This is a genomic window from Pantoea sp. M_9, assembly GCF_008631385.1.
In the GTDB taxonomy this organism is placed as follows: Bacteria; Pseudomonadota; Gammaproteobacteria; order Enterobacterales; family Enterobacteriaceae; genus Pantoea; species Pantoea eucrina.
Genome location: NZ_VWUF01000001.1, coordinates 451845 through 477339 on the forward strand (window position 1 = coordinate 451845; position 25495 = coordinate 477339).

25 protein-coding genes are annotated in these 25495 nt (G+C 52.1%); 21 read left to right on the plus strand and 4 right to left on the minus strand.

Annotation, left to right across the window (positions count from 1 at the left end; genetic code table 11):
* The first annotated feature begins 394 nt into the window (after nucleotides 1-394).
* Genes F3I15_RS02085 through F3I15_RS02095 form a run of 3 tightly spaced genes read left to right on the plus strand, consistent with a single transcriptional unit; the run spans nucleotide 395 to nucleotide 3097 of the window.
* A complete protein-coding gene (locus F3I15_RS02085; protein WP_150016368.1) occupies nucleotides 395-757 on the plus strand; it encodes a GtrA family protein in 363 nt (120 codons plus the stop codon).
* Nucleotides 754-1680 (plus strand): glycosyltransferase family 2 protein, encoded by a 927-nt coding sequence (locus F3I15_RS02090; RefSeq protein ID WP_150016369.1) that lies wholly within the window; start codon nucleotides 754-756, stop codon nucleotides 1678-1680. Before F3I15_RS02085 ends, F3I15_RS02090 begins: the two co-directional genes overlap by 4 nt.
* Nucleotides 1667-3097 (plus strand): glucosyltransferase domain-containing protein, encoded by a 1431-nt coding sequence (locus F3I15_RS02095; protein WP_190314878.1) that lies wholly within the window; start codon nucleotides 1667-1669, stop codon nucleotides 3095-3097. The genes F3I15_RS02090 and F3I15_RS02095 overlap by 14 nt, the downstream gene beginning before the upstream one ends.
* 1868 nt (nucleotides 3098-4965) lie before the next feature.
* Here the strand turns inward: F3I15_RS02095 and F3I15_RS02105 are convergent.
* Together F3I15_RS02105 and fliE are read right to left on the minus strand one after the other, a co-directional pair.
* The gene (locus F3I15_RS02105) at nucleotides 4966-6108 is read right to left on the minus strand and encodes an acyltransferase (protein WP_150016372.1); all 1143 of its coding nucleotides are present in this window, start codon (nucleotides 6106-6108) and stop codon (nucleotides 4966-4968) included.
* A 1469-nt stretch (nucleotides 6109-7577) separates the two neighbouring features.
* Nucleotides 7578-7889 carry a flagellar hook-basal body complex protein FliE gene (gene fliE / locus F3I15_RS02110; protein WP_039385118.1) on the minus strand — a complete coding sequence of 104 codons (312 nt, stop codon included), beginning with the start codon at nucleotides 7887-7889 and terminating at the stop codon, nucleotides 7578-7580.
* 338 nt (nucleotides 7890-8227) lie between these two features.
* Here fliE and fliF point away from each other — a divergent pair, with 338 nt between their 5' ends.
* The 15 genes from fliF (at nucleotide 8228) to F3I15_RS02185 (ending at nucleotide 22122) form a co-directional block, all read left to right on the plus strand.
* Nucleotides 8228-9940 (plus strand): flagellar basal-body MS-ring/collar protein FliF, encoded by a 1713-nt coding sequence (fliF, locus tag F3I15_RS02115; RefSeq protein WP_150016373.1) that lies wholly within the window; start codon nucleotides 8228-8230, stop codon nucleotides 9938-9940.
* Nucleotides 9937-10929 (plus strand): flagellar motor switch protein FliG, encoded by a 993-nt coding sequence (gene fliG, locus F3I15_RS02120; RefSeq protein ID WP_108569578.1) that lies wholly within the window; start codon nucleotides 9937-9939, stop codon nucleotides 10927-10929. Before fliF ends, fliG begins: the two co-directional genes overlap by 4 nt.
* Nucleotides 10922-11626, plus strand: a complete 705-nt coding sequence (gene fliH / locus F3I15_RS02125) for a flagellar assembly protein FliH (RefSeq protein ID WP_150016374.1) — start codon at nucleotides 10922-10924, stop codon at nucleotides 11624-11626. Before fliG ends, fliH begins: the two co-directional genes overlap by 8 nt.
* The gene (gene fliI, locus F3I15_RS02130) at nucleotides 11626-12981 is read left to right on the plus strand and encodes a flagellar protein export ATPase FliI (protein ID WP_039385131.1); all 1356 of its coding nucleotides are present in this window, start codon (nucleotides 11626-11628) and stop codon (nucleotides 12979-12981) included. Before fliH ends, fliI begins: the two co-directional genes overlap by 1 nt.
* Nucleotides 12982-13006: 25 nt before the next feature.
* The gene (gene fliJ, locus F3I15_RS02135; protein ID WP_039385135.1) at nucleotides 13007-13450 is read left to right on the plus strand and encodes a flagellar export protein FliJ; all 444 of its coding nucleotides are present in this window, start codon (nucleotides 13007-13009) and stop codon (nucleotides 13448-13450) included.
* On the plus strand, nucleotides 13447-14721 hold the full coding sequence (locus F3I15_RS02140) for a flagellar hook-length control protein FliK (RefSeq protein WP_150016375.1): 1275 nt from the start codon (nucleotides 13447-13449) through the stop codon (nucleotides 14719-14721). Before fliJ ends, F3I15_RS02140 begins: the two co-directional genes overlap by 4 nt.
* 129 nt (nucleotides 14722-14850) lie before the next feature.
* Nucleotides 14851-15336, plus strand: coding sequence for a flagellar basal body-associated protein FliL (gene fliL / locus F3I15_RS02145; RefSeq protein WP_039385141.1), 486 nt, complete (start codon nucleotides 14851-14853; stop codon nucleotides 15334-15336).
* Nucleotides 15337-15340: 4 nt separating this feature from the next.
* Nucleotides 15341-16348, plus strand: a complete 1008-nt coding sequence (gene fliM, locus F3I15_RS02150; RefSeq protein ID WP_039385143.1) for a flagellar motor switch protein FliM — start codon at nucleotides 15341-15343, stop codon at nucleotides 16346-16348.
* Nucleotides 16341-16751 (plus strand): flagellar motor switch protein FliN, encoded by a 411-nt coding sequence (fliN, locus tag F3I15_RS02155; RefSeq protein ID WP_039385146.1) that lies wholly within the window; start codon nucleotides 16341-16343, stop codon nucleotides 16749-16751. Before fliM ends, fliN begins: the two co-directional genes overlap by 8 nt.
* A gap of 2 nt (nucleotides 16752-16753) precedes the next feature.
* The gene (fliO, locus tag F3I15_RS02160; RefSeq protein ID WP_150016376.1) at nucleotides 16754-17146 is read left to right on the plus strand and encodes a flagellar biosynthetic protein FliO; all 393 of its coding nucleotides are present in this window, start codon (nucleotides 16754-16756) and stop codon (nucleotides 17144-17146) included.
* 2 nt (nucleotides 17147-17148) lie between these two features.
* A complete protein-coding gene (gene fliP, locus F3I15_RS02165) occupies nucleotides 17149-17898 on the plus strand; it encodes a flagellar type III secretion system pore protein FliP (protein WP_150016630.1) in 750 nt (249 codons plus the stop codon).
* 34 nt (nucleotides 17899-17932) lie between these two features.
* Nucleotides 17933-18202 carry a flagellar biosynthesis protein FliQ gene (gene fliQ, locus F3I15_RS02170; RefSeq protein ID WP_039385151.1) on the plus strand — a complete coding sequence of 90 codons (270 nt, stop codon included), beginning with the start codon at nucleotides 17933-17935 and terminating at the stop codon, nucleotides 18200-18202.
* A complete protein-coding gene (gene fliR, locus F3I15_RS02175) occupies nucleotides 18202-18990 on the plus strand; it encodes a flagellar biosynthetic protein FliR (RefSeq protein ID WP_150016377.1) in 789 nt (262 codons plus the stop codon). Before fliQ ends, fliR begins: the two co-directional genes overlap by 1 nt.
* A 628-nt stretch (nucleotides 18991-19618) precedes the next feature.
* Entirely contained in the window at nucleotides 19619-20254 is a 636-nt protein-coding gene (gene rcsA, locus F3I15_RS02180; RefSeq protein ID WP_039385157.1) for a transcriptional regulator RcsA, read from the plus strand.
* A gap of 161 nt (nucleotides 20255-20415) precedes the next feature.
* Nucleotides 20416-22122 (plus strand): methyl-accepting chemotaxis protein, encoded by a 1707-nt coding sequence (locus tag F3I15_RS02185; protein ID WP_150016378.1) that lies wholly within the window; start codon nucleotides 20416-20418, stop codon nucleotides 22120-22122.
* A gap of 49 nt (nucleotides 22123-22171) precedes the next feature.
* On the opposite strand, the gene dsrB is transcribed toward F3I15_RS02185, so the two are convergent.
* A complete protein-coding gene (gene dsrB, locus F3I15_RS02190; protein WP_150016379.1) occupies nucleotides 22172-22366 on the minus strand; it encodes a protein DsrB in 195 nt (64 codons plus the stop codon).
* Nucleotides 22367-22431: 65 nt separating this feature from the next.
* Nucleotides 22432-22590, minus strand: coding sequence for a YqaE/Pmp3 family membrane protein (locus F3I15_RS02195; RefSeq protein ID WP_039385165.1), 159 nt, complete (start codon nucleotides 22588-22590; stop codon nucleotides 22432-22434).
* Between the two features lie 309 nt (nucleotides 22591-22899).
* Here F3I15_RS02195 and F3I15_RS18145 point away from each other — a divergent pair, with 309 nt between their 5' ends.
* The 3 genes from F3I15_RS18145 to F3I15_RS02205 all read left to right on the plus strand — a co-directional run bounded on the left by F3I15_RS18145 (nucleotide 22900) and on the right by F3I15_RS02205 (nucleotide 25465).
* Nucleotides 22900-23076, plus strand: coding sequence for a hypothetical protein (locus F3I15_RS18145; RefSeq protein ID WP_190314880.1), 177 nt, complete (start codon nucleotides 22900-22902; stop codon nucleotides 23074-23076).
* Between the two features lie 352 nt (nucleotides 23077-23428).
* On the plus strand, nucleotides 23429-24229 hold the full coding sequence (locus F3I15_RS02200; protein WP_150016380.1) for a mannosyl-3-phosphoglycerate phosphatase-related protein: 801 nt from the start codon (nucleotides 23429-23431) through the stop codon (nucleotides 24227-24229).
* A gap of 15 nt (nucleotides 24230-24244) precedes the next feature.
* On the plus strand, nucleotides 24245-25465 hold the full coding sequence (locus F3I15_RS02205; RefSeq protein WP_108569573.1) for a glycosyl transferase: 1221 nt from the start codon (nucleotides 24245-24247) through the stop codon (nucleotides 25463-25465).
* Nucleotides 25466-25495: the final 30 nt, after the last annotated feature.

Genomic DNA, 25495 nt, shown 5'->3' on the forward strand with positions numbered 1-25495 from the left:
CTTTCCATAAAAGTCACATCACGCTGTTCTATATATCGAAAAGAAAGACACTGTTTATCTTATATACGTATCATATCCCGCTGATTATTTTCTGTAGTGCAACGGCCAAATTTAATGGCGCACTCTCTTTCGTTTTTCTGTTGTCAGGCTGCGGTGATTCATGCTACCCGGCCTGAGTAGCTGCTTCACCGTTCTGGATGCGACGTGTCAGTTAACGCGCTTCAACGCTTCTGTGTAGCAGGCGTAGCCACTGGGCAGGCCTGATGGTTCACGCTTAGTGGCGCTGTTGTGATTACCCTGTTACCAAAGCTTTTTTTATGCGATTGTTCCTAAAGGGTTGCAGTCTGTTTCACGATGTATAAGATCGTGCAACTCTTAACTTAAGCTAAACGTTATGCTCAAACTATTTTCGCGCTATCTCAGTATCGGCGTACTGAACACCGCTATCCACTGGGCAGTCTTTTATCTGATCCTCTGCACCTCTGATGCTACTCAGTCGCTTGCTAACTTCGGCGCCTTTTGCGTGGCAGTAACGTTCTCATTTTTTGCAAATGCCCGCTGGACGTTCAACTCTGAGACAACAACCCTCCGCTACATGATTTATGTCGCCTTTATGGGCTCTCTGGCCTCTGCTGTCGGCTGGGCGGCGGATAAGTCGGGATTGTCGCCACTGATTACCCTGGTAGTTTTCTCCGCGATAAGCCTGTTCTGTGGCTTCATCTATTCAAAATACATCGTTTTCAGGGAAGCAAAATGAAGATATCCCTTGTAGTCCCCGTTTTTAATGAAGAAGACGCGATACCTATTTTCTATCAGGAAGTACGCCGGGAACTCACCGCGCATGAGATAGAAATCGTGTTTATTAATGACGGCAGCAAAGACGGAACTGAGGCAATTATCAATGCCCTGGCGGTGTCAGATCCTCTGGTTAAAGCGCTCTCATTTACGCGCAATTTTGGTAAGGAACCAGCACTGTTCGCTGGCCTGGAGCATGCAACTGGTGATGCGGTTATCCCGATTGATGTTGATCTGCAGGATCCCATCAATGTCATTCCGCAGCTGATTGAACGCTGGCAGGCAGGGGCTGATGTGGTACTGGCGAAGCGTGCAGATCGCAGTACAGACGGGCATATGAAGCGGAAAACAGCGGAGTGGTTCTATCGCCTGCATAACAAAATCAGCTCGCCAACGATTGAAGAGAATGTTGGTGACTTCCGCCTCATGTCGCGTGAAACGGTCGAGCACATCAAACTCCTTCCGGAGCGCAACTTGTTTATGAAAGGTATCCTGTCCTGGGTAGGCGGCCGTGTAGATGTGGTTGAATACACCCGGGCTGAGCGCGTGGCCGGCACATCAAAGTTTAATGGCTGGAAGCTGTGGAATCTGGCTCTGGAGGGCATTACAAGCTTTTCAACCTTCCCGCTGCGTATGTGGACTTATATCGGCTTGTTTGTCGCAGCAGTATCATTTCTGTATGGCGCGTGGATGATATTTGACACAGTATTTTTTGGTAACCCGGTAAGGGGATATCCATCTATCCTGGTTTCCATTCTGTTCCTTGGGGGCGTGCAGCTTATTGGGATAGGGGTGTTGGGTGAATACATTGGAAGAATTTACGTGGAAACAAAGCAAAGGCCACGATTTATACTTAAGCAAGGGAATGGGAATGTTCAAAATTAATAAGTTTGATAACGGTAGTTGGGTCATTGTGACTGTTACCGCATTGTTTATTTTACCGATAATGCTCTCCGGAATCCTTTATCAGGATGATATTCTGCGTTCTGCCAATGGTGAGCCGTATTGGGGTGCGCTAGGTCGTCCGCTTTCAGATTTTGTAATAATGGCGCTGGGATTTGGAAGTCACTATGTTATTGATGCTTTCCCTTTATCACTGATCATTGCTGGTGCATTACTTGGCGCTTCTTCATTAACTTTATATTCACGATTTGCTTTAAAAAGAGGTATATCCTCGGGGATCGTATTTTCTCTATTCTCCCTTAGCCCTTTTTTCCTGCAAAACTTATCTTACCATTTTGACTGTTTTCCTATGATGTTGGGTGTTTTTCTTGCAACATTGCCCTACTCTATTCTAGTAACGTCTATGCGCGCTTGGCTACGCATAGCAACTAGCGCAGCTTGTCTGGTGATGGCCTTGAGTCTCTATCAGGCGACCATAAATGTTTTCTTATCTCTCTGTTCCATCGAAATAATCTATTTACTTTCTTCGTCTTATAATGGCATCAAAGTGTTAAAGCTCTCCATTGAAAGGGCTTTATCCGCAGCCATATCAATGTTGATTTACATGAAGGGTGTAACCCCTTTTTATCTTTCAAAGAATGTTCATTCAGATTTAATAACTAAAGCTGAAAATCCTACTAAAAGTCTGATGTATAACCTTGACAGATTTTGGAGCATTGCCGATAGCCTAATAAATCAGTCTTTTTTTATGGCTTGGATTTTGGCTTTAATTGTAGCCATTATTGGATTAGTCATCCTCGTTATAAAGATCTTCAAAACCGAAGAAGCGCCATCTTCTAAAATTACTGGGGTTTTGGTTATTGCTATCGGTGTTCTGATTGCTGTTTTTTCTGTAACTGGGCCATTTATACTAGTCGATAAAACAGTCGTTGCACCTCGTGTAATGATGGGAATTCCTGGACTGATGCTGCTTATTGGCTATCTTGCGACAATGACAAACCTCAAAAATATAACGGCTATTACTTGCATTATTCCAGTAGTCTTCTCTTTATCTTATGCTTCGGCTTACGGAAACGCTAGCAAGGCGCAAAGGACACTTGAAGATAAAGTCTTTTATGACATAGCTTCTTCAATTCCAGAATCATGGGGTGGAGAAAAGATATATATTAATGGTCAACTATCTACAAACGCAGCCACAGAGATGGAGTTTAAAAGGTTCCCCTCCCTTAAATGGATGGTAATACCTCTGTATAGTTGGTCGGGAATGATAATGCTTAGCCATTATGGCGTCAAAGCTGAGATGGGAAGCCGTCAAAATGAAAAAGAATTAATTACTTTAAAAGAAAGCAAATACTTTACTATATCTTCAGGTAAAACTAACGCAATAAATTTAAAATGACACCTGAGATATTTATCAAGCCAATAAGTTCACTTGAAAAGATAGGCATAAACACATAATTTCGGAGGGCGTTTCAAAATGGAAAGTAGAAGTCATGTTTTTTTGTTGGCTGGGATAGCAATAGCTATTATTTTATACCCTTGCTTTATGGAGGGGACCTTTTACAGCTATGATGCTATGGCTCACTATCAGAGAATGAAAGATATCAACAATCAAATCTCCCATTTCAACGTACTGCCTTTGTTCGATTACTATAGTGACAATTGGTATGGGTACTCATGGAACCTTTTCTACCCACCCTTAAGTGCTTACTTAACGGGAGTAGTGAAGTTGATAACACTATATTCAATAAGTGATGCAAACCAATTCAAAGCTACTGTTGGCATAATAATTATAATCGCATTCATCTCTATGTATTTCGCATCACTTAAGCTGCTTGAGTCGAGATACTATGCTTCAATAGCATCAATACTATTTATATTTTCTGGCTATTTTCTAAATGATGCGTATATACGCATTGATATTGGCGAGTTGATGGCAATGGCATTCGCCCCAATGGTTATAGTTGGGGCGCGAGCTATCCTAATAGACCGACCAGGCAAGGCGTTATTCCCTGCCGGCGTTCTTTTCATTCTTCTCTCAAATATACCGTCTTTTATTGTTTGCTTAATATATGCAGTGCTTTACTTCCTCATAAACATTAAAAAATCATTAACGAAGAGAGTCCTGATACTTTTAGCTAAAAGCATCATTTTCGTAGTTTTATCTTCACTTTTCTTCACAATCCCATTAATCTATCATTTTATTAAAGGCGAGGTTTTTGCTTTCCAAGCATTGGCTGTATCCTATAATACCATAGGGAAATTTGGCGTCAGTTTGAATGAGATGTTATTTGCGGAGTTATTGACCTCGGGAATGACTACAAAAGGACTAGTTATTTCATCAGGAGTAGTTTTAAATATACTTTTTCTTTNAAAAAGGGTCATACTTGATTCTTTAGAGACCACTTCAATATTCATTATTGCGACACTATTTTTGATTGCATCTACTCAGCTATTTCCATGGTATATGATAAGTGAAAAGACTCCTGTACTGAGGTTTATACAGTTTCCCTGGCGACTTATGTTAATGGCCGTCCCAGCCATAGTACTGCTATCTGTTTCATATTTAAAAAGCATTAACCTTTCATTAATAAACTATTTCGCTTTGATATTTTCATTTATATTTTCATTTTCGCCTATGCAGGCGGCCATTCAAAAAAGAGCAAGCGAAATCCAGCATCACGAGTTTCACGATTATATGAATACATCTTTCGAAGATGCTAAACACGATAATATAAAAGAGATTCAATCCATTAAAAAAATGGATTATATAAAATCAATAAAACCGTCTTGGTCATCATTGAATTTTGATATTAGTCACCCTGAAAATGGAAAAATAAAACTCCCAGTGATGTATTATCCTGGATATAATGCTAAGTATAATGGCAGGGATGTTTCTGTTGGCACCTCTGATAATGGAATAGTTACTATTGATGGTCCTGCGCAGGGTACTATAGAGTTAAGCTATAGCAAACTGCTCACGCTAGCACCGTTTATTTTATCTTTGGCAAGCCTTTTTTCTTTTTCTTTTATTTATTTTCGTAGGCGTTGATTAAAGCCCCACTAGGGGCTTTAACCATATAATTAGATTCACCTGCGATGTGCAACTCACTAAACAGAATGTTAGCCTCAACAGAGCTAATATAATTTTTCAGCCCACCATTTCATGTCTCAATGCTCATATTAAAGGTCACTCAATCAACCTTAATCCCTCACCCTGTAGCCCGCGTGGTACAGGGTGCCCCATAGCCGTGGATTTATTATAAATCATGCCGTGCTGGCAGATTTCATCTTGCGTAATCTATTGCGCTTTATGCTTTCTGCGAGTTTATGCCCAATGCTTACGCTTGGTTTTTCAATAAGGCTATAAGTAAGGTATGACATCACAAAAGTTAAAATAAAAAGAATCAGGAACAAGGTTATACCGCCGTTAGCCTTATATATTCCAAAACCTCTTAAATAAATACCAGACAGTTTCTTCACAACCATATGGTTTATATAAATAGAGTAGGACATCTCTCCCACCATAATCCAGAAACCGCCAAATCTGATATCAATGTGCTTGCTTAACATGACAAGCGAGCCGACCAGAGCGAAAGAATAAAGCCCCCACCGTTCAATGCCGCCGCCTCTGTTATACCCAGAGATTATCAACGCAACAGAAATCCAGAATATGCATACCATAAACATGATAAATGCTTTATTTCCTGTTAACTTATCGTTTACCCGCATGTAAAATTCAGCAATAAACATACCAAATATGAAGTCATAAACAATCGGGCTGGAAAGAAACGTAAGATTTCGCAACAAAGCGTCTGGGCCAGCATCCCTTGTAATCGGGTCTATCTGCAGATGCCCACGGAAGTAAAGCTGACTTGCGCTGACGATAGCTACCATCAGAAATACACATAGTAAAGTTCTATACTTATGGCTGATTCCTATAGAAACAGCAAAGAGAGTATAAAACATCACTTCATATGTAAGCGTCCATGCCGGTAAGTTAATACTAAATCCATACCACGGACCAATAGAATTGTAGTCATTTGGGATTAAGAACAAACTCTTTGCTATTTTAGAAAATGAATATGACTGCGCAGAATCTAGGTAAACAAGAAGCATCAAAACGAGAAAATACACAGGGTATAATCTAAAAAATCTCTTTATGCAAAACTCAGAAACAGTATTATTCTCTTTATTTTTTGAAGAGTAGACAATTATAAATCCACTAATAACGAAAAAGATGTCTACACCAACCTCTCCAAGGCCAAACAATCTGTCTCCGAGATCAGACTGCGCATAAATCGAGTTTATGTACTGCCTAAAATGGAAAGCAACCACTAATAGCACAGCTATTCCACGGAGGAACTGTATAGAGTCTAGCTTCCTACTCTGCATTGATTTTTTATCCATCGGTAGATTTTACGCAATTATAGCGATGAATTAACGTTTTACAATCTTTACAACTGAGATGGATTGTGCTGCAAGCTTCTTGTGATGAAAGTCTGCCTGGTAACTCTAACAGACGGTGTGAGAAAGAAGACGTGGTTAAGGCCGCAAACAGATAATGAACCAGCATTACATACATAATAATGGCTGTTTCTGTAAATCGCCGCCGCATAGGGGTCCGAAACCGTCATCAGATTTGGAATCAAATTGCAGGCTGATTACCACCCGCTTTTACTAAGGATGTTGTACCCGTGATTCCAGTACTCGGTCATTTCTACGTTAACGGCGTTAATGTAAGCATGAACGTTCTGACATGCCTCTATTTCCAGAAAAAAATCATAGGCTACACAGCCTATAACAGTCACTGCGATCGCTGTGTTATTTGTTGAGTTATAGCTAGTTCAGCCAACAAGCATCCTCTCAACAAAGCAGGTAAATTTTGGGTACTTGCAGTTACGCATGATGAGGAAAAAGGGCACACGTCGACATGAACCCTAAAATAAAAAACTGGCATCGGAATTGGGTGGTGAAGATATATTTTCAGACTTAGCGATAACCTGATCAGCAAAGGAACCTTTGTGGCAGGAATTTAGGTCAGTAGCATACATCAACACATATATTTCAGGCCTGTACTTGCTTTTTTAGGTTTGCGCATGAGAACGATTAAACCGACCGGAATGTTGTAGCGACCCTTTCGCCTCTTAAAATAGATACACCAAAACCTGATCCGCTAAGCTGGGAGGAATTCATCCGGCTAATAAAGTGCTGCCAGTCTCGTCAACTGAAGAACTTCGGATCGGTAGCTGTGTATACCGGATTGCGACATGGAGAACTTTGCGCGCTCGCATGAGAGGGTATTGATCTGATTAGGAGAACCATAACCGTCAGGTGAAACCTCACTAAGCAGGGAGACTTCACTCCACCCAAAACAGACGCAGGTGTGCGCACCGTGTTTCTGGTCGACTCAGCAATTAGGGCACTGAAGGATCAGCTTGAAATCACTCGCATGCATTCGTCGGCAGTTATCACTCTGTTATCGCGTAAGTAGGGAAAAACATTTTAGGCCACATTCGTTTTAAACCCAAAAGCAAACGCGATCAGCAATAATTACTATACAATTGCTTTTATCCCACAGACGTGGCGGGCAGCAATTAAGCGTGCAGGCCTTCGCCACCGTAAAGCATATCAGTCCATGCATACCTTCGCATGCTGGGCATTGTCTGCAGGCGCAAGCCCGAATGATGTCGCCGCGCAAATGGGCCATTCAGATGCGCAGAGGGTCTGCCGGGTTTAGGGTACCTGGATGTCAGAGAACCATACGGCTCAGCTATCCCTCATCAACACGAAAATGAACGATCTTGTGCTACATACGTGCTCCACTAAGGCTGCGGTGTAGTATTTATATTTATATTTATATTCAGCTACTTAAACCGCTAAACCTGCATATTCATAATGTCGCTGTACGCACTCACCAGCTTGTTGCGCACCTGAATGCCCATCTGCATAGAGATAGAAGACTTCTGCAGATCAACCATAACGTCGTTGAGCTGCACGCCAGGTTTCCCGAGCTCAAAATCCTGCGCCTGCGCGCGGGCGGTAGTCTGGGTTTCACTGATCTTATCGAGCGCCGCTTTCATGGTGGCACCAAAATCGAGCTGGCTGGAAGAGTGAGTATCCTTGCCGGCCGCCTGCAGTGAGGTCATCTGCAGCTGCTGCAGTACGCCATCTATTGCCTGAATTGACATCTTTATACCTCGCAGAAAAAGGGAGTGAATTTTTTACGTCTGCAAAGTTAGCACAGTGTCAATAGGACAAAGGCGCTAAATAGCCCCTAAAACCCCGGCTTATTCAGCCATCGAAGTGATGCGATTCATCAATAATGCCTGCCATAAGATTGGAATTTCATTTTTACCCTAAAGTTTTTGCGCCGCGGTCCGAAGGGAAACGCCCGTGCGGGGAGCTCACTTAGTCAGCTACCGCCGGCACTCTGCAGGCCAGCAGCGCAAAGACCGGGTAGACGTATCAGGGAGTCTGTTTTGTTACCACAACTTACCCGGTCAATTATGTCAGGCAGGAATCGGTCATGAATGCGAGTGCAGCCGCTACACAGGAATCAGCAAAGAAAGGCATAACAGACCTTTTCGCCCGCCTGCGCGCTAATCCGCGAATTCCCTTAATCATCGCCGCGGCCGCAGCCATTGCGGTCGTGCTGGCGCTGGTGCTCTGGGCCAAAGCGCCCGACTACCGCGTGCTCTATAACAACCTCTCTGATGAAGATGGTGGCGCCATTGTCACCCAGCTGACGCAGATGAACATCCCCTACCAGTTCGCCGAAAACGGCGGCGCCCTGATGGTGCCGGCCGATAAAGTGCATGAACTGCGCCTGCGCCTTGCGCAGCAGGGTCTGCCGAAAGGCGGCTCGGTAGGTTTTGAGCTGATGGATAAAGAGAAGTTTGGTATCAGCCAGTTCAGCGAGCAGATCAACTACCAGCGTGCGCTGGAAGGTGAGCTGGCACGCACTATCGAAACGCTGGGTCCGGTCAAGGGCGTGCGCGTGCATCTGGCGATGCCGAAACCCACCCTCTTCGTCCGCGAACAGAAAGCGCCGTCGGCTTCAGTGACGCTGACGCTGCAGCCTGGCCGGGCACTGGATGAAGGTCAGATCCAGGCGATTCAGCATATGGTCTCCAGCAGCGTCGCGGGCCTGCCGCCAGGCAACGTCACCGTGGTCGATCAGACCGGTCGCCTGCTGACCCGCTCCGACAGCGAAGGACGCGATCTCAACGACGCTCAGCTGAAATATGCCGCAGAAGTTGAAGCGCGTTATCAGCAGCGTATCGAAGCGATCCTGAACCCGATTGTCGGCCAGGGTAACGTGCATGCACAGGTTACCGCGCAGATTAACTTCGACCGCAGCGAACAGACGGATGAGAAGTATCAGCCAAACGCCAATCCGAACAACTCGGCGGTGCGCTCGCGTCAGACCAGCACCAGCGATCAGAACGGCAGCGCCTATCCGGGTGGCGTGCCTGGGGCGCTCTCTAATCAGCCGGCGCCCGCTAACAATGCACCGGTGACGAATCCACCGCAGCAGAATGCGGCTAATGCCCAGAACAATGCGGCGCAGAATGCCGGTACCACCACCAGCACCGCAGGCCAGAGCAGCGGCCCGAGCAGCTCCAGCCGTAATGATACGGTGAACTATGAGCTCGATCGCTCAATCCGCCACACCAAACTCAACGTTGGCGACGTGCAGCGTCTGTCGGTCGCCGTGGTCGTGAACTACCGCGATGACGGTAAAGGCAAAGCGGTCGCGCTGAACGATCAGCAGATCAAACAGATTGAAGATTTAACCCGCGAAGCGATGGGCTATTCACAGACGCGCGGCGATAGCATCAATGTGGTGAACTCGGTCTTCAATACCACCGAGCCTGCGGGTGGCGATCTGCCGTTCTGGCAGCAGCAGTCGTTCTTCGATCAGCTGATGAATGCCGGTCGCTGGCTGCTGGTGGCGCTGGTCGCATTCATCCTCTACCGCAAGCTGGTGCGTCCGCAGCTGCTGCGCAAACGCGAAGCGGAACAGGCCGCTGCAGAAGCCGTTGCCGCCCGCGCCGCTGCGCAGGAAGAGCAAGCCGCTTACAGCGTGCAGATTAATAAAGATGAGCTGGATCAGGAGCGGAAGTCTTCTAACCGCATGAGTGCCGAAGTGATGAGCCAGCGCATCCGCGATATGTCTGAAAACGATCCGCGCGTCGTGGCGCTGGTTATCCGTGAATGGATGAGTAACGAACTATGAGTCTGACCGGTACAGAAAAAAGCGCCATCCTGATGATGACTATCGGCGAAGAGCGCGCAGCTGAAGTGTTTAAACACCTGAACCAGCGTGAAGTGCAGCACCTCAGCGCGGCGATGGCCAACATGAAGCAGATATCGCACAAGCAGCTGACGGAAGTCCTGCGTGAATTTGAGACCGACGCTGAGCAGTTCGCGGCGCTGAGCCTGAACTCCAACGATTACCTGCGCTCGGTACTGGTCAAAGCGCTGGGCGAGGAGCGTGCCTCCAGCCTGCTGGAAGATATTCTGGAAACGCGCGAAACCACCAGCGGTATGGAGACGCTCAACTTTATGGAGCCGCAGGCGGCCGCCGATCTTATCCGCGACGAGCATCCGCAGATTATCGCCACCATCCTGGTGCACCTGAAGCGTGGTCAGGCGGCCGATATTCTGGCGCTGTTTGATGAACGACTGCGTCACGATGTGATGCTGCGTATCGCCACCTTTGGCGGCGTTCAGCCAGCGGCGCTGGCGGAGCTGACCGAAGTGCTGAACAGCCTGCTGGATGGCACCAACCTCAAGCGCGCGAAGATGGGCGGCGTGAGAACTGCGGCCGAGATTATCAACCTGATGAAAACGCAGCAGGAAGAGGCGGTCATCGAAGCCGTACGCGACTTCGACGGTGAGCTGGCGCAGAAAATCATCGACGAGATGTTCCTGTTCGAGAACCTGGTGGAAGTGGACGACCGCAGCATCCAGCGTCTGCTGCAGGAAGTGGAGTCCGAGCAGCTGCTGATTGCGCTGAAAGGTTCCGAGCAGCCGCTGCGCGAGAAGTTCCTCAAGAATATGTCGGCGCGTGCAGCCGATATTCTGCGCGACGACCTGGCCAACCGCGGCCCGGTACGTATGTCTGCGGTAGAGAACGAACAGAAAGCGATTCTGCTGGTGGTGCGTCGTCTGGCAGAAGCGGGCGAAATGGTCATCGGTGGCGGCGAGGAAACCTATGTCTGATGCATTTTCTGCCCGTCCGTGGCAGCGCTGGCTGCCTGACGATCTGGCTGCGCCGCTGAGCAGCGTGCCCGAACTGCCACCTGCAGAACATGATGCTGACGCCGTGGCGTTCAGCGAAGAGGATGAGCAGCGGCAGCAGCTGGAGCTGATGCAGCAGCAGATGCGCAAAGATGCGCAGACGCAGGGCTACAGCGAAGGCTATCAGAAAGGATTTGCGGAAGCGCAGCAGAATGGCTACGACGCCGGCTTTCAGCAGGGTCTGGCTGACGCACAGCAGCAGCAGGCGCCGCTGCAGGCGCGCATGCAGCAGCTGGTGACGGAGTTCCACCATACGCTGGAAGCGCTGGACAGCGTCATCGCTTCACGGCTGATGCAGCTGGCGCTCGAGGCCGCCCGTACCGTTATCGGTCAGGCGACGCAGGTGGATGGCAGCGCCCTGCTGCGGCAAATCCAGCAGCTGATCCAGCAGGAGCCGATGTTCAGCGGCAAACCGCAGCTGCGCGTGCATCCGGACGATCTGCAGCGCGTGGAGCAGACGCTCGGCCCCACGCTGGATCTGCATGGCTGGCGGCTGCTGGCTGACAGCACGCTGCACCCCGGCGGCTGTAAGCTCAGCGCTGAGGATGGCGATCTCGACGCCAGCGTGGCTACCCGCTGGCAGGAGCTGTGCCGCCTGGCGGCACCGGGAGCACTCTGATGACGTCTCGCCTGTCGCGCTGGCTTGGCGCACTCGACTCCTTTGAACAGCGTATCAGCCAGGTGCAGTCCGTGCGGCGCTATGGGCGCCTGACGCGGGCCACCGGTCTGGTGCTGGAAGCGACCGGGCTGCAGCTGCCGCTGGGCGCAACCTGCATTATCGAACGCCATGACAACGGCCACATCACTGAAGTAGAGAGTGAAGTGGTGGGTTTTAACGGGCAGAAGCTGTTTCTGATGCCGCTGGAAGAAGTTGACGGCATTTTGCCTGGCGCCCGCGTTTACGCGCGGATGAACGGCGATCACAGCGGCAAACAGCTGCTGCTGGGGCCGGAGCTGCTGGGTCGCGTGCTCGACGGCAGCGGCAAGCCGCTGGATGGCCTGCCCGCACCGGAAACCGGCTATCGCGCACCGCTGATCACCCCGCATTTTAACCCGCTGCAGCGTACGCCTATTCATGACGTGCTCGACACCGGGGTGCGTGCCATTAACGCCCTGCTGACGGTGGGACGCGGTCAGCGTATGGGCCTGTTTGCCGGTTCCGGCGTGGGCAAGTCGGTGCTGCTTGGCATGATGGCGCGCTATACCAAAGCCGATGTGATCGTGGTCGGCCTGATTGGCGAACGCGGCCGCGAAGTCAAAGAGTTTATCGAAAATATTCTGGGGGCCGAAGGCCGCGCCCGCTCGGTGGTGATCGCCGCGCCGGCCGATGTCTCTCCGCTGCTACGCATGCAGGGTGCCGCCTACGCCACGCGCATTGCGGAAGATTTCCGCGATCGCGGCCAGCACGTGCTGCTGATCATGGACTCGCTGACGCGCTATGCGATGGCGCAGCGTGAAATTGCGCTGGCAATTGGTGAGCCACCGGCAACCAAAGGCTATCCCCCTTCCGTATTCGCCAAGCTGCCGGCGCTGGTGGAACGGGCGGGGAACGGCATCGACGGCGGCGGTTCAATCACGGCGTTTTATACCGTGCTGACCGAGGGTGACGACCAGCAGGATCCAATCGCTGACTCCGCGCGCGCCATTCTGGACGGGCACATTGTTTTGTCGCGCCGTCTGGCGGAAGCGGGCCACTACCCGGCAATCGATATCGAAGCGTCAATCAGTCGCGTCATGACGTCGCTGATTGATGAAACGCATTACGCCCGGGTGCGGCAGTTTAAGCAGCTGCTGTCGAGCTATCAGCGTAACCGCGACCTGGTGAGCGTCGGCGCCTATGCCGCCGGCAGCGATCCGATGCTGGATCGGGCCATTACGCTCTATCCGCAGATGGAAGCGTTTCTGCATCAGGGAATTTTTGAACGCAGTGAATATGATGACGCCTGCCTGCACCTGCAGACGCTGTTTGGTTAACGTGGTTATCAGACGAGGCTAGCCGATGAAAACCGCCAGTGCAATTGACACCCTGCGCGACCTGGCAGAACAGGATCTGGATGACGCTGTGCTCCATCTGGGCAATATGCGGCGCGGCCAGCAGCAGGCCAATGAGCAGCTCAGCATGCTGCTGGACTATCTGGATGAGTATCGCAACAAGCTCAATCAGGATATGTCCGGCGGTATTACCAGCATGCGCTGGAGTAACTATCACCAGTTTATCCAGACGCTGGAAAAAGCGATTGACCAGCATCGCCAGCAGCTCAGCCAGTGGGATCAGCGCACGGAACAGGCGCTGGGCAGCTGGCGGGAAAAACACAAGAAACTCAATGCCTATCAGATGCTGATCACCCGCGCTGAGGAGAGTGCATTGCGTCAGGAAAACCGTCTCGATCAGAAACGAATGGATGAATTTGCCCAACGGGCCGCACTGAGGAAAAGCGAATGACTACGCTGCAAGCCCTGCTTACGCATACTGCAAAAGTCGCTAAAACAGCTGCCGCAGCTGATGCAGCGCCAGAGAGCCAGGCAACGGGTGACGGCCTGCCGTCCCACTTTATCACCGAGCTGGGAAATCAGCTGCTGGCGCTGGCTAAACAGCAGGGAAAACTGCAGCCGGGTGAGACCCGTGGCGCAGGCGACGTTGCCGGTAACGATGATAAAGCGTCACTGAGTAACCTGCTGCAGGCACTGGACAAACCAGACGCCTTAAATGCACTTTTCCAGCCGGCGGGATCTAAAGCCGGGCTTAAATCCGCCGATGATAGTAGTGAACATGCTGTAACGCCGTTAAGCGCCAGCGACTTACAGAATGTGCAGGCGCTGTTTGCCATGCTGCCGGCGATGGTGGAAAACCGGCCGCCGCTGGCTTCGGGCACGCCGCCACAGGCTGCGGCTGATGCCGCCGCAGGCACGCCGCTGAACGCCGCGCTGAGCGGTGCACTGCTGCCGGGCACCGCACCGGCAACTGAGCAGGCAGAGGCGGCGACACCACACACCCGCAGTCAGGATACGCCCGCGCTTACCGCGCGCGCTGATGGCCCGGCCGCCGGCAGCCACGGCAGCACGGCGCCCGCCAGCAGCGCTGCACTGACGCTGGATGAGAGTTTCCGGCAGATGCTGGGAGGACTCAGTAAAAGCGATGAGCGGCAGGCGCTGTCAGCCGGCCAGGAGCAGCCAGCGGCCCATCTCAGCGCCATGTTAAGCAGCAGCGCGCCGGTCAATACGGCCAGCGCCAGCCTGCAGGGCACCCCGTCAACGCCGATGCTGAATGCGCAGCTTGGCAGTCAGGAGTGGCAGCAGGCGCTGGGGCAGCAGATTGTGATGTTCAGCCGCAACGGACAGCAGAATGCTGAACTGCGGCTGCATCCGGAAGATTTAGGCGCGCTGCAGATCAGTCTGACCATGGATAAGGATCAGGCGCAGCTGACGCTGGTCTCAGGCCACAGCCATGTCAGGGCGGCGCTGGAAGCGGCCCTGCCGCAGCTGCGCAGTGCCCTGGCGGAGAGCGGCATTAATCTGGGCCAGAGCCAGGTGAGCAGCGACGCATTTGCCCAGAGCCAGCAGCAGCACGCCGGACAGCACGAGAACCAGCGCGATGGTCAGTATGGCCGTTTTACTCAGGCGCTGGAGAGTGACAGTGAGATAACGCCTGTGGCCGTTCCGGCGGCCCTGCAGGCGCGCGCCGCCGGCAGCGGTGGCGTCGATATTTTTGCCTGACAGCGGCTAAACGCTGAAGGTAAGCGTAAAACCCGCGTCTTTTCTTCCCATTGTTTGACTTAAGACGCGGGATAATCTGTTCAGGTAAGCCGAGAGGCTTGCCCATAATTCACAGGAAGTACTGCAAACATGTCTGATAACGCGAAAGCAAAAGGCCGCAAACGTTCATTACTGATTCCGGTGTTACTGATTGTAACGCTGGCCGCTTGCAGCGTAGCAGGCTATGCAGTCTGGCGAATGATGAATAAACACGAGGGTGACAAACCGGAAGCCGCGAAAGTTGAGCCACCGCCCGCCCCCGTCTTTTTTGCAATGGATACGTTTACGGTTAACCTGGTCAATCCTGACAACGATCCCGATCGCGTGCTGTACGTAGGCTTTACCCTGCGTCTGCCGGATGAGGATACCCGTCGCCGGTTGAACGATTACCTGCCGGAAGTGCGCAGCCGTCTGCTGCTGCTGCTGTCGCGTCAGAACGCGGCGCAGCTGGCAACCGAACAGGGCAAACAGGCCCTGGTTGGACAGATTAAACAGGTAATGGCGCCGCCGCTGGTAACCGGACAACCTGCACAGGTGGTCAGTGATGTGCTGTTTACCGCCTTCATTTTGAGGTGATTTAATGGGCGATAGCATTCTCTCCCAGGCTGAAATTGATGCGCTGCTTAACGGCGACAGTGACAGCGCGGAAGTAGAGAAAATTTCCACCGGGAGCGATGGCGACATTCGCCCTTACGACCCCAATACCCAGCGTCGTGTGGTACGTGAGCGGCTGCAGGCGCTGGAGATCATCAATGAACGTTTTGCGCGCCATTTTCGTATGGCGCTGTTTAACCTGCTGCGCCGCAGCCCGGATATCAGCGTAGGGGCGATAAAAATTCAGCCCTACCACGAGTTTGCCCGCAATCTGCCGGTGCCAACCAACCTGAACCTGATCCATCTGCAGCCGCTGCGCGGCACGGCGCTGGTGGTGTTCTCGCCAAGCCTGGTGTTTATCGCCGTGGATAACCTGTTTGGTGGCGACGGGCGCTTTCCGACCAAAGTAGAGGGGCGCGAGTTTACCCATACTGAACAGCGCGTGATCCGCCGCATGCTGAAGCTGGCGCTGGATGGCTACAGCGACGCGTGGAAAGCGATCTACCCGCTGGAAGTGGAGTATGTCCGTTCAGAGATGCAGGTGAAGTTCACCAACATCACCACCTCACCTAACGATATTGTCGTCAACACCCCTTTCCAGGTGGAGATTGGCAACCTGGTTGGTGAGTTTAACATCTGTATTCCGTTTTCCATGATTGAGCCGCTGCGCGAGCTGCTGGTCAATCCACCGCTGGAGAACTCCCGCCAGGAGGATACGCACTGGCGCGATAATCTGGTGAAGCAGGTGCAGCACTCTGAACTGGAGCTGATTGCACATTTTGCCGAAACCTCAATGCGCCTGTCGCGCATTTTGCAGCTTAAACCCGGCGATGTACTGCCAATTGAAAAGCCGGATCGCATCATTGCCCATGTGGATGGCGTTCCGGTACTGACCAGTCAGTACGGCATGCTGAATGGCCAGTACGCGCTGCGCGTTGAACATCTGATTAACCCGATTTTGAATTCGCTGAATGAGGAACAGCCCAATGAGTGACAGCAAAAACCCGTCCGACGATATCTCCGCGGACGATCTGTGGGCTGAAGCAATGAACGAGCAGACCAGCAGCGGCAGCGCACCGGCCGCCAGTGAAAACGTGTTTAAGGCGTTTGAGAGCGCCGGCGCCAGCGGTGCCATGCAGGATATCGATCTGATCATGGATATCCCGGTCAAACTCACCGTTGAACTGGGCCGTACCAAAATGACAATCAAAGAGCTGCTGCGTCTGACGCAGGGATCTGTGGTGTCGCTGGATGGTCTCGCCGGTGAACCGCTGGATATTCTGATCAACGGCTATCTGATTGCGCAGGGTGAAGTCGTGGTCGTGAATGATAAATATGGCGTGCGTATCACCGATATCATTACGCCTTCTGAACGCATGCGTCGTCTGAGCCGCTGATCATGCAAAACAGCGCACAAACCCTGCAGCCAGCACACGCGCAGCCGGTGGTCTCTACCGGCTCCGTGGTGAGCCAGGTCGGCACCATGCTGGCGGTGATTGTTCTGCTGATTCTGGCCTGCGGCTGGCTGGCGAAGCGCATGGGCTTTGCGCCAAAAACGGTTAATGCACAGGCGCTGAAAGTCAGCGCCAGCGTACAGGTCGGGCGTCAGGAGCGGGTGGTGATCGTTGAAACCGCCGATGCGCGCCTGGTGCTGGGGGTAACAGCGCAGCAGATCACCCATCTGCATTCGCTGCCGCCGCTGCCGCCTGAAGAGCACCCGCAGGCTCAGCCTGTACCACCGGATTTTCGTCAGATCCTCCACAACCTGGTTAAACGTCCCGGAAAACCTTAATGATGCGTCGATTACTCTCTCTGCTGCTGCTGCCGCTGCCGCTACTGCTGATGCTGCTGGCACCGGCTGCGCACGCGCAGTTGCCTGGTCTGGTCAGCCAGCCGCTGGCTAATGGCGGGCAGAGCTGGTCGCTGCCGGTACAGACGCTGGTGTTTATCACCTCGCTGACCTTTATCCCGGCCGTACTGCTGATGATGACCAGCTTTACACGCATCATTATCGTGTTTGGCCTGCTGCGAAACGCGCTGGGTACCCCTTCGGCCCCGCCTAACCAGGTGATGCTCGGCCTGGCGCTGTTCCTGACTTTTTTCATCATGGCGCCGACGTTCGACAAAATCTACGCGGATGCCTACCTGCCCTTCAGTCAGGACAAAATCAGTATGGAAGTGGCGCTGGATAAAGGTGCCCAGCCGCTGCGTGAGTTTATGCTGCGCCAGACGCGCGAAGCCGATTTGGCCCTGTTTGCCCGCCTGGCCAATACCGCGCCTATCGACGGCCCGGAAGCGGTACCGATGCGTATTCTGCTGCCCGCCTACGTGACCAGCGAGCTGAAAACCGCATTCCAGATTGGCTTTACGGTCTTTATCCCTTTTCTGATTATCGACCTGGTGGTCGCCAGTGTACTGATGGCATTAGGTATGATGATGGTACCGCCGGCGACAATTGCGCTGCCGTTTAAGCTGATGCTGTTTGTGCTGGTCGACGGCTGGCAGCTGCTGGTGGGATCGCTGGCTCAAAGCTTTTATTCCTGACCCTTCATTAATCTTTCCCTGACAGGAGCACAGTATGACCCCGGAATCGGTAATGGTAATGGGCCAGGAGGCGATGCGCGTCGCGCTGATGATGGCGGCTCCGCTACTGCTGGTCGCGATGGTAAGCGGGCTGATCATCAGTATCCTGCAGGCGGCAACGCAGATTAACGAACAGACGCTCTCTTTTATTCCCAAAATTCTGGCGGTGGCGGCCACCGGCGTAATCGCCGGACCCTGGATGCTGAATCTGATGCTGGATTACATTCGCACCCTGTTCAGCAACCTGCCTTATATCATCGGCTGATGGTTACTTTCGACAGCAGTCAGCTTATCCACTGGGTGGCGCAGTTTTTCTGGCCGATGGCGCGCCTGCTGGCGCTGTTTGCCAGCGCGCCGGTGCTGAACGAGCGCAATATACCCAAGCGGGTGAAGGTGGCGCTTGCGTTTGTGATCACCTGGATTTTGCTGCCGCTGTTACCGCCGGTCGACGTTACTCTGTTCTCACCTGCCGGTTTCTGGATGCTGATCCAGCAGCTACTGATTGGTGCCGGTATCGGTCTGACCATGCAACTGGCGTTTTCAGCCGTAAAGCTGGCGGGTGAAATCATTGGTTTACAGATGGGATTATCTTTCGCTACGCTGCTGGACCCGAACACGCGGGTTAACATGCCGCTGCTGGCGCGTTTTCTCGATATGCTGGCGATGCTGCTGTTTCTGACCTTTAACGGACATCTGTGGCTGATCTCGCTGCTGGCAGACAGTTTTCAGACCTTGCCCGTCAGTGCAGAGCCGCTGAGTGCTGATGCCTTTATGGGACTGGTCAAAGGCGCCGGGCTAATTTTCCTTAATGGCATGATGTTAGCGCTGCCCTTAATCATTTTGCTCCTCACGCTAAACCTGGCACTGGGTTTGTTAAACCGTGTTTCACCTCAACTGTCGGTTTTCGCTATCGGCTTTCCCGTGACCTTAACGGTCGGCATCCTCTCTATGGGTATGCTGATGCCGCTTCTTGCCCCATTCTGCGAACATCTGTTCAGCGAAGTCTTTGATTTACTCGCCCGATTTGTCTCAGAACTTTCCCCTGCACGTTAGTTAACGATACTGTTACCATTCTGAAGTGATAGTTAAGCAGTCAAAATCATTCCGTATACTTTTCAAACCATTTTTTTCAGAAATCAACTGAGGAAAATCTGATAAATCGATATTTATCGTGAAAAACATTCTTATTAAACGGCCCGTGGAGTATTTTAGTCAGACGATTCTTAAGGTGGTTTCCCTGACGAATCGGTTGGCAAAATGCTCAAGGGTATGTTTTTAAACAAAAAAAATTTAAAAGCGATTTTTCTTGTCTAATTTCCCTTTTTCCGGCATTGTCAACACTCGCTGAAGCGTCACACTTTCGCGAAACAAATGTTTTTAAGATTTGTCCTATCAGAATTGCCTGTGACATGCGCGATAGTGACACAGCTCTCAAAAACAGGGCGGAAGGTATACTTAAAGCAAATTCCTGGTGATTCCCGCTATCGCCGGGGAAAGAATGACGTGGATGGAACACAAAAAACTTCGCAGAACGGGTCAGGGAAGAGTCATGATGGCGCAGGGATATAATTTGCCAGACTGCAAAGCAGAATAAAAAAGTGTCTTTGAAAATTTCTCTCGTACCGCAAACGCGTATTCATCGTTGATTTAAACGGATAACAAATTGGTGAGGGTCGCTATAATGCCAACGATTATTATGGATTCATGTAACTACACACGCCTGGGACTGTCGGACTATATGTCGGCAAAAGGAGTTAAAAAGAAAAACATTACTGCAGCCACGGATATCGAACAGCTACAACAAAAATGCGAGCAATTAAAACCTGGCGTAGTATTTATTAACGAAGATTGCTTTATTCACGAAGCCGATTCCAGCGATCGCATTCGTGCTATTATCACACAGCACCCGGATACTCTTTTCTTTATCTTTATGGCGATCTCAAATATCCATTTTGAGGAATATCTCTACGTTCGTAAGAACCTGATTATTACATCAAAATCGATCAAGACATCGACTCTGGATTCACTGCTGGGTACTTACCTGCAAAAGAAACTCAATGCGTCACCGCGTATTTCCGCCGGGATGGACATTCATCCACTGACGCTAAGCCAGACCGAATCAAATATGCTGAAAATGTGGATGTCAGGCCATGACACCATTCAGATTTCAGACAAAATGCAGATTAAGGCTAAAACCGTTTCGTCACATAAAGGCAATATTAAGCGTAAAATCAAAACGCATAATAAACAGGTTATCTATCATGTAGTACGCCTGACAGATAATGTAACCTCCGGCATTTATGTTAACGTGCGATAAACTGTCTGCTACATAATTTATGCTGCCACAGGGCTGGTCTGATGACCGGCCCTGTTGTTTTTTAACGCTTTTGCGATCGCGATCCCATATTCTCACCTAAGCCTTTACCCTGCCCTGCCGATGTTTGCTTTCAGAACCCTTACCACTATGAGAGCAAGGAAATGAAAACAGCATCGACCGATGTAGATAATAAGCTCAGCCTCTGGCAAAACCTGCGCCTGATGCCATTGTTCAGCGTGATATTCGGCGGCATTCTGCTGCTTTTTGCTCTGTGTATTGGCCTCGCCAGCTATTTTCTCATTCAGAGCAACAATTCGCTGAACGATGCCACTGAGGAGATTCAGGTGCGCATGGGCATCTCCAACAGCTCTAATCACCTGCGCACTGCCCGCCTTAATATACTGCAGGCGGGCGCGGCGACGCGTATTGGCGAGATGGATAGCTATCGCGCCGATCTGGCGCGGACAGAAACGCGCATTAAACAGGCGCGCGAAGGATTTACGCTTTATATGGCGCGCGATGTTAAAACACCCGCCGATCTGGCCCTGGATGCGCCGCTGACCGCCAGCTTCAATCAATATATCGATAAAGGCGTGAAGCCGATGATCGAATCAGCGCGTCAGGGTAGTTTTGAAGGCATTGTGGCGCAGGAGACCGATGTCACCCGTAAACTGGATGATGCCTATAATGCACTGCTGCTGAAAGCCATTAAAATTCGTACCGAACGGGCCGAAGCGATTAACGCTGAGGCAGCGCATCAGGCGCGCCTCGGCTTTATCGCCATGGCAGCGGCGTTTGCGGCTGCATTAGTGCTGGTCGGACTAACCTTTATTTTTCTGCGGCGGATCATTATTAATCCTCTGCGCCAGGCGGTCGTCCGCATTGAACGAATTGCCCGGGGCGATTTGACCGCCGCCGATGTGCCGTGCGGGCGTAACGAAATCGGCATGCTGTTGCATAATCTGCAGCTGATGCAGGCGGCGCTGGTACGCACCGTGGGCAGCGTGCGCGAAGGAGCGGAGGCTATTTATCAGGGAACCAGCGAAATCTCCGCCGGGAACACCGACCTCTCTTCCCGCACCGAGCAGCAGGCATCCGCGCTGGAACAGACCGCGGCCAGTATGGAGCAGCTCACCGCGACGGTGAAGCAGAATGCGGAAAATGCCCATCACGCCAGTCAGCTGGCGGCTGACGCCTCTGATAAAGCGCGCAACGGTGGCGATCTGGTCAGCGGCGTAGTGAAAACCATGAACAACATCTCCGGCAGCTCGAAAAAGATCGCCGAAATCACCAACGTGATTAACAGCATCGCTTTTCAGACAAATATTCTGGCGCTTAACGCTGCGGTAGAAGCCGCCCGGGCGGGTGAACAGGGCCGCGGTTTCGCCGTTGTCGCCAGCGAAGTACGCAGCCTGGCACAGCGCAGCGCTCAGGCGGCGAAAGAGATCGAAACGCTGATCGCCGAGTCGGTCGCGCTGATTGGTGACGGATCGCATCAGGTGGGCGAAGCGGGAACCACCATGAGTGACATCGTTGAAGCCGTACGGCGCGTCACCGATATCATGGCAGAGATCGCCGCAGCGTCAGATGAGCAGAGCCGCGGTATCCAGCAGGTCAGCCTGGCGGTAACGGAGATGGATAATGTGACGCAGCAAAACGCCTCGCTGGTTGAAGAAGCCTCTTCTGCAGCGGCCTCGCTTGAAGATCAGGCGGGTAAACTGACGCAGGCGGTGGCTGCATTCCGCCTCAGCGACAGCGCTTACGCCACAACGAAGGTTACGGCGCCGGCCAACGCGGTGCCAGCGGCTCAGCGCACGGTGCGTCCGGCACTGGCGGTATCCGGCAGCGATAACTGGGAGACCTTCTGACAGCACGCGCCCCGCTGAATCGTCAGACGGGGCGCGCGGTTTGGTTTGCTCAGCCGGTGCTGGCAGGCTCAACGAATACGCCTTCGGCGTGGTCGCTTTCGTTAAAAAACCAGATGCCCAGTGGATAATCCTCCAGCGCCACCAGATACATGGTCCCTTCGTTAAACGGCTCCACCGCCAGCAGTTTACCTGCGCGGCGCGGGCCGCCGTCTGTTTTCACCGTTACGTGTTCACCTACCTGCATTGCGACCTCTCAGCGACTGTTTTGCGTCAGTGTAACGTAAACAGGCGGCGAAATAGTGATCGCGATCAGCGACGGGCGATAACCCAGACAGCGTGGACGATGCCGGGAATATAGCCACAGAGCGTCAGCAGAATGTTCAGCCAGAACGCTCCGCCAAAACCCACCTGCATAAATACGCCCAGCGGTGGCAGCAAAATAGCGATAATAATGCGCAGCAAATCCATACTAACTCCTTGTTATCAATAATAATCAAACAGCATTAAGCATAGCTGCTTCCGGTAAAAACAGGAGCGATGTCAGGTAAAGAACTGTCAAAAGCCGCTTTTTCACTCTCTTAACGTTTTACTGCGAGAACCCTGACGGAGAAAACGCTTATCATCATTTCGCTGCATCAACCCCAAAGAAGCAGCCAACCTAAAAGTAACAAGGATTTTTGCCCGCGCAGCGCGGGCTTTTTTTTGCCTGTCGCGCTGCGCGCGTATGCGCGTGCCGCACTATACTCAAGACTCACCCTGGCTTTGCGGAGTCCCCGTATGCGTGCAGAAGAAACCCGTCCTCGCTCCCTGTCGGCAGGCAATCCGGAACAGGAAAAAGAGCGCGACCCGGAGTGGTTTGATTCATCAGGTAAAACCGTGGATCAGGCGCGCTGCCTTTCTGAACAGTGCGAAGTGGATATTCACGATTGCAGCTTTTGCGAAGCGAATCGCTGAGAGTAATTTAAAAAAAACCCGGCTCAGGCCGGGTTAAATTTATCAATGGATTCGTTACACCAGGAAACGGTAATGCCGTTTCAGATTACGCTCACTGTGTATGAAGGCAACCGGCTTTTGTGCATATAAAGTGCAGAAATATGCATATCTCCTGGCGTTAAACCTGTCAGAGAGCCGTACCGCCTGCGCTTTACCCTGCACACTTTATGCACCGGCAGCCGGAGTAAAGCTGCCTTTTAAGATTATTCCTGGTTGTCGCGTTCGCTAAGCCGGAAAAACGTGCAATCCTCATAACGCTATTATACTGATTACTCTCTGCTTTACTCACCTCTGTGGTGTAAGGAGTATGACGATGATTGATCCCGATTCCCCTCTGCTGGTGGTAACCGACCTGGACGGCTCGCTGCTGGATCACCACGATTACAACTGGGAAGCCGCCCGCCCGTGGCTGGACTATTTTGCCGCACGCCAGATCCCGGTAGTGCTCTGTTCCAGCAAGACCGCTGCAGAGATTATCCCGCTGCAGAAGCGTCTGGGTTTAAGCGGAGCGCCGTTTATCGCTGAAAATGGTGCCCGCATCAGCTTTGGCGACGACGTTACGGTTAACGATGAGCCGGGCGCTGACTATCTGGCGCTGTGCGACAGGCTGGCTGCGCTGAAAGCGGAATTTCGCTTTACCGGCTTTCACGATCTCAGTGATAGCGACGTGGCGAGCTTTACCGGTCTGGCGCTGAGTGACGCCCGGCTAAGCCGCCTGCGTGACGCCTCGGAGGTGATTTTGTGGCGCGACGAGAGCGATAAGCTGGAGGCGTTTCGCGCCGCGCTGGCCCGGCATCAGCTTGCGCTGACGCAGGGTGGCCGCTTCTGGCACGTGATGCCGGAAAACTGCGGTAAAGGTATTGCGCTGACGCAGCTGCAGCAGCAGCTGATGCAGCAGGATGGCGTAAGCCGGATAACGCTGGGTCTGGGTGACGGCCCCAATGATATTCCGATGCTAGAGCAGGCGGACTACGCGGTCATTATCAAAGGCTTCAGTAAGTCGCCGGTTGAACTCAGCCGTACCGATAGCGACCATATCTATCGCACAACGCAAACCGGGCCAAACGGCTGGAGCGAAGGCATAGATCACTTTCTGGCCCCCCATAAGCCGTAATCAGAGGATGAGACGATGAGTGACTTTTATCAGAATGGCGTCATTACGAATTTCCATAACCTCACCCATCGCCACGTGGAGTCGCTGGAAAAAGAGATGGTGCAGTTTGCCCGCCGGCGCAAGATGGGCCTGATCCTGCCCTCGCTGTTCTCCGAGCTGGAGGGCCCGGCGCTGGATAATATTGTCAATGAACTGGCGCAGGTACCCTATCTGGAAGAGATTGTGATTGGTCTCGATCGCGCCGATCGCGATCAGTTTCTGTTTGCCCGCGACTTCTTCTCGCGCCTGCCCCAGCGGCACCGCATTCTGTGGAATGACGGGCCGCGCCTGAAAGCGATTGATGCTGAGCTGGATAAAGAGGGTCTCTCACCCAGCCAGCCCGGCAAAGGGCGCAACGTCTGGTTCTGTACCGGTTACACCCTGGCATCCGATCGCACCCAGTGCGTGGCGCTGCACGACTGCGACATTGTGACCTATGAGCGCGGCATGCTGGCGCGTCTGCTCTATCCGCTGGCCAACCCGGCGTTTCAGTATGAGTTTTGCAAAGGGTTTTATGCGCGCGTCGCGGATGGCAAGCTCAATGGCCGCGTCGGCCGTCTGCTGGTCGGACCAATGCTGCGTTCGCTGCAGCAGGTGTATGGCCACTCCGAGTATCTCGACTACCTCAGCAGCTTTCGCTATCCCCTCTCCGGCGAGTTTGCCATGCGCACCCATGTGCTTAACGGCATTAAGATCCCTGGCGACTGGGGGCTGGAGATCGGCGTGCTGTCTGAGATCTATCGCAACTATACAACCCGCCAGAGCTGTCAGGTCGAGATCGCCGATCACTATGACCACAAGCATCAGCCGCTGGCCGAAGAGGATGGTACCGGGGGGCTGAAGCGCATGAGCAGCGATATTGTCCAGTCGCTGCTGCGCAAGCTGGCGACCATGGGCGTGCCGCTGACCAGCGACTCTTTTCGCGTGCTGAAGGCGACTTATTACCGTAACGCGCTGGATATGATGGAGATCTACCGGCATGAAGCAACCATGAACGGCCTGTCGTTCGATCAGCACAAAGAGGAAGCGGCGGTGGAGATGTTTACCCAGGCCATTCTCGACGCCGGTCAGTCGTTTATTGAACGCCCCAACGATAAGCCCTTTATTCCGAGCTGGAGTCGCGTTCAGTCGGCGTTTCCGGATATTCTGCAGCGGATTTACCAGGCGGTGGAAGAAGATAACGAGGGAAAAGTGTAACGGGATACGGGACGGCGAAACCGTCCCGAT